At 53.9% G+C, this 6,541-nt stretch carries 3 protein-coding genes; all 3 read right to left on the bottom strand.

The window, feature by feature from the left end; translation table 11 throughout:
• Positions 1–955: transporter substrate-binding protein (locus VGC62_RS13915; RefSeq protein ID WP_331187664.1), on the bottom strand; the 955-nt coding region annotated here is incomplete at its 3' end.
• Between the two features lie 173 nt (positions 956–1,128).
• Entirely contained in the window at positions 1,129–4,674 is a 3,546-nt protein-coding gene (locus VGC62_RS13910; RefSeq protein WP_331187663.1) for a hypothetical protein, read from the bottom strand.
• A 422-nt stretch (positions 4,675–5,096) separates the two neighbouring features.
• The gene (locus VGC62_RS13905) at positions 5,097–6,470 is read right to left on the bottom strand and encodes a PepSY domain-containing protein (RefSeq protein ID WP_331187662.1); all 1,374 of its coding nucleotides are present in this window, start codon (positions 6,468–6,470) and stop codon (positions 5,097–5,099) included.
• Positions 6,471–6,541: the final 71 nt, after the last annotated feature.

The raw sequence follows: 6,541 nt of genomic DNA, 5'->3' as shown, positions 1-6,541 counted from the left end.
TAGTCACGGCGGTGTCCGCGTTTGGCAGTTTGTGCGCCTTCGCGTAAGCCTTCCATTCAGCCACGAATTTCTTGTTGGTCGGGTTATCAACCGACTGGAAGTAGTTCCACGCCGCAAGGTCACCGACCAGCGGTTTGGTGTCGATACCGCGCAGTTCTTCTTCACCGACCGAGAACGCCACAACCGGCACGTCAGTTGCCTTCAGGCCCTGGTTGGCCAGCTCTTTATAAAACGGCACGTTGGAATCGCCGTTTACGGTGGAGATCACGGCGGTCTTGCCGCCAGCAGAGAACTTCTTGATGTTCGCCACGATGGTTTGGTAGTCGGCGTGGCCGAACGGGGTGTAGACCTCTTCGATGTCGCTGTCTTTCACGCCTTTGGAATGCAGGAACGAGCGCAGAATCTTGTTGGTGGTGCGAGGGTAAACATAGTCGGTACCCAGCAAGAAGAAGCGCTTGGCCGCGCCGCCGTCTTCGCTCATCAGGTACTCGACCGCAGGAATCGCCTGCTGGTTAGGTGCCGCGCCGGTGTAGAACACGTTCGGCGACATTTCTTCGCCTTCGTACTGCACCGGGTAGAACAGCAGGCCGTTGAGTTCTTCAAAGACCGGCAGTACTGACTTGCGCGACACCGAGGTCCAGCAGCCGAATACCACGGCCACTTTGTCCTGGGTCAGCAGTTGACGACCTTTCTCGGCAAACAGTGGCCAGTTGGACGCAGGGTCAACCACCACAGGCTCCAGCATCTTGCCATTGACGCCACCTTTGGCGTTGATTTCGTCGATGGTCATCAACGCCATGTCTTTGAGGGACGTCTCGGAGATCGCCATGGTGCCGGACAACGAATGCAGAATGCCGACCTTGATGGTTTCAGCGGCCTGGACAGTCCAGGTCAATCCCATCGCTACGATCGATGCGGACAAGGTAAACGCTTTGATCAAACTGCGACGCTTCATTGGCTAGCTCCATTCTTTGATTTTTTAAGATGACGCTGTGCATTGCTCTGCTTAGGCTTTAGCAAAGGTTGGGCCAACGAAGGCGCGTCGCAAAGTGGATGGAATGTGTTGTCGTTAACGACCGTAGCGCACCAAGTTGGTTATGCCTGACTGCCTGGGTGCGGCGCGTGCGCTTAAGTGGTGCGTGAGGCTGGTTCGATATACGGAAATGCAGTCTGCGCCCCGGTAAACAGGTCCGTATAGTGCGTGGGCATCCAATCGGGTGCGCTGAAGTACGCATAATTGATATCGTTTATTGTCTTGAATGCCATGAGTTGGAGCAGTGTTTGCGGTGCAATACCTACATGGTCTCCCAGGAAGTTGGTGAACATGTTTTTCTTGGGTACTGACCTGTCATAAATCAGGAAAATTGCTTTGGTGTTATCGGATGCGTGCTGAGTAACAAACATATCCGCTGCCCACTCTGTCGCATTGAAACGACTGACCGATGCGGACTGGACGCCCCTGTCAGCAAAAATCGTCCCTATCTTGCTCTGTAATCGCCCAAACGCCGATAAGGAAATGTGAGCGGCACGAAACGCCACACCGAGATATTCGGACAGTTGATAGAACTCATAGAGTAGGTCACGCGAGTCTTCAGTGGACTGTCCTGCGCGCAACACACTATTAATTTCATCAGAGCCCGCTTCACTATAAGCCGATATCTCTTGAAAGTCGGACGCACCCGTTGCGGCCAATTCGTTGATCTGGATAACGAACTGAACCTTTTGGGCGTCGGTCGCTGCCGCCTTTGATGCGGGCCACTGTTCGATCAATGTTGCCAGCTCAATATCGGCTTTATTGTAAAGTCCGGCGCTGATACCAAGCGCTTGATAAGGCGACTTTACCCACTGTCCGACTTCGTTGAGCATTGCAAACTCACCTCGCTGGGTCAGCTCGGCGGGTGTTTCAGGGTGTCGACGATAAAGTAGCCGTTGTCCGAATAAATTGGAGTAAAGCGGTACATAAAGGACTTCGTTATCGATGTTGATTTCCTGAAATTTGGCAGCGTTGAATGGGATCGTTCCGGAGGGGGGGCTGGATGGAAGGATCATCAGATTTTCGGTCAGAACGCTGATGTGAGTTTCACCTTCGGCGTCTATGGCAGACACAATGGGGCGAGGGGCGCCGCGAAACACCTTGAAGGAGATGCGGGTATTGTCGGCAAGCGCCCCGCGGCTGATGCCTGCGGTCACCAGATAACTCAGAGCGATCAGAAGCTCTTTCGCGGCGCCGCGATAATCTTCCTCTTCGATGGCTTTAAATCCATCCCAGGCTTTGTATAAGCTCAAACCGAGTGCTATTGGAATTGAAACCGGCGGCGGTAAGAACAGCAGCAAGATGCTGGTTCCCAAATGCATTGAGGCACTGTCATTGGTCTCGATTTCACGGGCGTTGAGCAAGTGGGCCTTGCCGTCGAGGGTAAGGTGCTTGATTTTCAGCGCATGGTTTTCTTCGAGGAGTTCGGCAGTCTGATCAACCAATGTTATGGCGTTCCACAGTAATGACGGCAGTGGCAGGGGGGACGGCAAATACTTGAAAAAGTCTGGTAAACGGTAGTTTTTTAGCGGTTGATCCAACTGCAGGCTGCGCAAGGCTTTTGGCCGATTAGCAACAGGAATTTGAAGCATGAGGTACTTGGAAAACTTAGAGTTGTCGAGGAACTGCTCCTTGGCACTGTCAAAGTCCTTGAACCATCTGAACGTCACGCCATCCGGGGCGTTGAACGTGCAAAATACGATGCCTTGGTGGGTGTCGTCAGTTTCAGGTGCAAACTGCAAAACGTTAGAGAGTTGTACGCCATTGACGGCTATATACTTCACCAGGATTTTCTGTTTGTTCACCTGCCGGTTGGCGGTCGCCTTGGGGGCTTCGATCACCGCCTTGATCCATGCCTTGCAGGCTGGCGGAAAATTCGTTTCGTTGTCAGCCACATACCCCATACGCATTTGAGTCCGGCTCAGCCGCGCGGACAGGTCCTTCAACGCTCGGGCATACACCGATGTCTGAAGGCATGTTTTCAGGAAGCTGTCCATCGTGGCAGGGTCATCGATTTTGTTGATCAAGGCGCTAATGAAGTCGCTGTCCAGGCCCTTGACTGGATCACCTTTCGCATCAGTGACCACGACGCTGTGGGCGCTGGCAAGTTTTAGCTTGCTGGGTAATTCAGTAGCCACTGAGATGAGTGAATAGTGCCTGACTATTTTTCTTTGGGGATCTGCGGGCTGCGACATATGCGGCCCATAGGGTGGAAGCAATGCCGGGATGTGAGTCACGATGACCTTAATGTCGTCGGCATTTAATAAGGCATTTTTCTCGATCAACGTGCTGCGAACAAGAGTGTCGATATAGTCGGAGGCAAGTGTCGGGTCTATGGAGAGGTTATTGGTCATATATTGATCGGTCAGTTGCTCGATATCGATTATTGAGTCTCCGAGCGTTTTTGCCGACGTCAGCCAAATATCTTTGTTTTCGGTACTCATCGCCTGCCACCAATTGGGCATTGATGTGTGCAGGATGTACCTGTCGTTCCAGTCAAGATTCAGAAAGTTGTCGAACTGGTATCGAGGGTCCAATGCCCGAGTTACCAGCTCAAGGAAAGCGTCGGATTTAAGTCCGACCATTTTGGCGGCTTCAACGCAATGCGCGAAATCAAACTGTTGCTTGCTTATCTGCGATAAGAACTGAGAGCTTAGAAAATCTCCTTGCATGGGTATGAAGTCCCATGTGTGGGGTGAAACGTTTCCATGCTTTTTAGCCTCCAGTTCTGTAATAAATGTGAGCGGCGCATTGGCAAGAAACCACCGTTTCTGCACAGGATCGTTTAGACGGCGCGACAGCGATGCAATGAGCAATTCAAACGAGTCGAATCCTTCCAGACCGTTATTGGGCGAATAAAGCAACACGGGGCCTAGACGGGCATCTTTGTGGACAGGACGATCAAGTTCGCCAACGTGACTAAGTACAAACATGCCGGCCAAGTGCAGCGGATCATGAGCGCCAATGGTCAGGGACAGACTGAAAACGCCGTGTTTTTTTAACGCCGTTGGATTGTTTGTAAAGGAGTAAAGAAGCATCGTTTCCAGCATGATGCCCTGTTGGCTGGTCAGGCTTTTTTGAGTGACGCCGACTTGGGCCTCCATTTGAATAGCCGAGACGCGCTCGGTGATGAACAGCGCTCTACGGGTTTTTCCGCTGTGTTCGACGTTCCCCCAGTAGCTCATCAACGATTGATTGAACGCATGGAGCAGCGAATGCTCAAGCTCGGTGTAGATGAGATTGATCTGATGAGCAGTCGGCGTGTTTATCTGGAAGTTGATGTCAGCGGTGTCCGGTATGGTAAACCATCCAGTGCGGTACTCTGTGGGGACTAATGAGCCCAGAAAAAAGTCGATGAAGCTGTCGCACAGTCTAATGGACTTTTTGAACTCACGAACCCATAAAGTTGGCGTAGTGGGGCGTTTTGTGGGGAAGTCGGTGTAGGCCGGAATTAATTGCGATTTAGTTTCGTACAGTGTGAACCAGGTGTTACGAATATCGATCCTGACACCGGGATGGTCACGGTTTAAGATTTTGATGAGTTCAACTTCAACCGTGTGAATGAAACTCGGCGGAAATATGTCCGAAGCAGGCGGCAAGGGTATTAAGGGTACGGGCGCAGGAAGTGTCTGAGAGGTCATTGTCGTTATTCACAGTTATAGGGAAGGATGGGCTCATCGTCACTGGCTGAGCGGAAAGTCCAAACCATATAGTCACTGTGAGTCGCGGGTGTCTGTCGGCGACGGGACATTGTGTGGGCCAGAAACTGAGTTTTAGTCGGTAGGGCTAGTCCGAGGGCCTAGCGTTTACGCATGAGTGCGCTGAAAGACAGATTGCCGATCAGATGCAGTGCCGGATGCACGTGGTTGGAGGTGGTGAGGTACAGGAATGATTGGCGAGAGGTTTTACGGACGCTCCAAGTGGTGCATCCGGGTGTACTCATGTTGACGCTGAAGGGGGGTGTCTGTGTGGGGGCTGGCAAGGAGAGCGGGGCCTGAAACCGTATATGAGGAGGAATTCATCACAAAGCCACTCAATGGTCTCAGGCCCCGCACGACGCAATCTAAGCTGTTGCGGCAGATTTGGCAAAGCGCGAAAGGGCTATTCGATCGAGCACCCATACCACCAGCATTGAAACACCGACCAACGGAAACGCCGCACCCAATGCAATCATCACTGCGGTAGCGGTTTTCCAACGCGGCAAGTCGTGGCGCAGAGGGGGTACACCGAGCCCGTTCAGCGGCCGGCGTTTCCACCAGATCACCAGTGCGCTGACCGAACTGAGTAAGACCATCAGGCAGACCAACAGAATCAGCAATTGATTTACCCAGCCGAAAAACTTGCCTTCATGCAGCATCACGCCCAGTTCAGTGGCCTTGGACACGTTGCTGTAATCGGCATAGCGCACATCAGCCAATACCTTACCGGTGTATTGATCGATGTGCAGCGTGGCGTCCTTGCGCGGATCGTCGGCGAATACCGACACCGTGAACACGCCTTCGGCAGTGGTGGGCGCGCTGATGCTGTAGCCCGGCTCGATGCCCTTGTCGCGGGCGATATCTACCACTTGCTGCAATGAAAGGTGCGGTGCGGCGGGTGCGCTGGACATGCCTGCGTGGTTCATGTGCTCGGCGTGGTCGCCTGTCGACACCGGCATCGGCGTGTTTTCCATGGCCCACGGCACGGTTTGCACGCTAGCGTTGTTCAACTCGCCCGCTTGTTTGTCTGACTTGGGCACGTCATTCCACATCGCTGCCGGGAACGTGTTCCACACCGCGGCGTATTGCTTGCCCCACATGCCGGTCCAGGTCATGCCGCTGACCAACATGAACAGTAGCAACAGCGCGCCCCAGAATCCGGTCACGGCGTGTAGGTCTCGCCACAGCACTCGCCCCCGAGCGGTCAGGCGCGGCCACAAAACCCCTGCTGGCGAACGCCCGCGCGGCCACCACAAATACACACCGGAAACCACCAGTACGATGCCCCAGCCTGCGGCCAACTCCACCAGACGGTCACCGACGGTGCCGATCATCAACTCGCCGTGCAGCTCGCGGGCGATGGCTTGCAGGTTTTGCTTGGCGTCCTGGCTGCCGAGGATCTTGCCGCTGTAGGGGTCGATGAACAGATTGACGTCGCGGCCTTCCTTTTTCACCACGAACTGCGCACTGCCTTGGGCGTTGACTGGCGGCAGGTATTTGCTGACGGCCACGTTCGGGTATGCCTGAAGAACGAGGCGCTGTTGTTCGTCGGCGGTGAGTAGATGGTGCGCCGGTTTGACCGTCAGCAGGTCGCTGTACATCAGCGAGTCCAACTGGGGTTTGAACAGGTAAATGATCCCGGTCAGCGACAGCAGAATCATAAATGGCGCCACGAACAGCCCGGCATAAAAATGCCAGCGCCACGCCAGGTTGTAGAACGACACGTTCGGTTTGGACATCGAATAACGCTCCCGTCAGGGATGACACACGGCGTAACCCGCTGACAGCGTGCGCACGGTCAGCGGTTACG

The sequence above is a fragment of the Pseudomonas sp. genome, assembly GCF_036404235.1.
Classification (GTDB): Bacteria; Pseudomonadota; Gammaproteobacteria; order Pseudomonadales; family Pseudomonadaceae; genus Aquipseudomonas.
This window is presented reverse-complemented; position numbering and strand designations above follow the sequence as displayed.